Annotated in this window: 1 protein-coding gene; it reads left to right on the top strand. The window is 73.1% G+C overall.

Annotation, left to right across the window (positions count from 1 at the left end; all coding sequences use genetic code 11):
- Window positions 1-221 precede the first annotated feature (221 nt).
- Window positions 222-695, top strand: a complete 474-nt coding sequence (locus NBZ85_RS31515) for a hypothetical protein (RefSeq protein ID WP_261560338.1) — start codon at window positions 222-224, stop codon at window positions 693-695.
- The last annotated feature ends 88 nt before the right edge of the window (window positions 696-783 follow it).

The raw sequence follows: 783 nt of genomic DNA, 5'->3' as shown, positions 1-783 counted from the left end.
GTGGCACACCGCTGCCCTTCCCGTCCCCATCGTGGAGAACCGCCTGCGGCCCTACCGCCTTGCCGCACCTCGCTGCCGGTCCTGCGGCGGCATCTCCGAGAACACCCTCCGGGTCACCCGTGCGCCCCCGACCAGCACGGTTGCCTGGACAGGCACGTCCCGTTCCGCTTGTCCGCGAAGTGTCACCCGTCGTGTAATTGGTGCCGTCGCTGCGTGACATCATGGTGGGCGTGAATGACGACGCACTGTCTGCCTCCGGCCTCGGCCCGTCCGCCGAGGCCCAGGTGGACCGCCCGTCGGTTACCTTCGCGTACCTGGTGCAGGTCAGCCCGGACGGCATCCGGTGGGTGGCCGACCGGACGGAGCCCTCCGGCGGTTTCGAGCACAGCCCGGGTACCGCTGGGCAGGTCGCCTGTCAGGTCCTGGGCCGCCGCTTCGTCCAGTTGCGGGCCGACGAGGACGCCCGGTGGCACGACGTGTGGTTCCGCGCTGACGTCTGGTCCCTCGATCGGTCCACCGGCTCGGATCACGTCGGCTCGGATCATGCCGGCTCGGATCGCGCGGGTCAGTCGGACACGTCGGCGGTCCCGGCCGGCTGGGCGCTGTCGGGGCGGCATCTGCAGAGCCGCGGGATCGTCCCGGATGCGGTGGAGATACGCACTCCCATCCAGGTCCGCCACGAGGTCGGCCGCTGACCGGAGCCGGGCCGGAAGCGGCGAGGCGCCCGCGCGACCTGCCGGGCCGGGGGCGGCGAGGCGCCCGCGCAACGTGCCGGGCCGGCGG

The organism is Frankia tisae (genome assembly GCF_025403405.1).
Taxonomy (GTDB): domain Bacteria; phylum Actinomycetota; class Actinomycetes; order Frankiales; family Frankiaceae; genus Frankia; species Frankia tisai.
Note: the sequence above shows the minus strand (reverse complement) of the source record. Positions and strands in the feature narration are given on the sequence as shown.

Bases quoted from the DNA above. Each gene is read 5' to 3' on its own strand.
- NBZ85_RS31515 (WP_261560338.1), top strand. From the start codon at position 222: ATGGTGGGCGTGAATGACGACGCACTGTCTGCCTCCGGCCTCGGCCCG.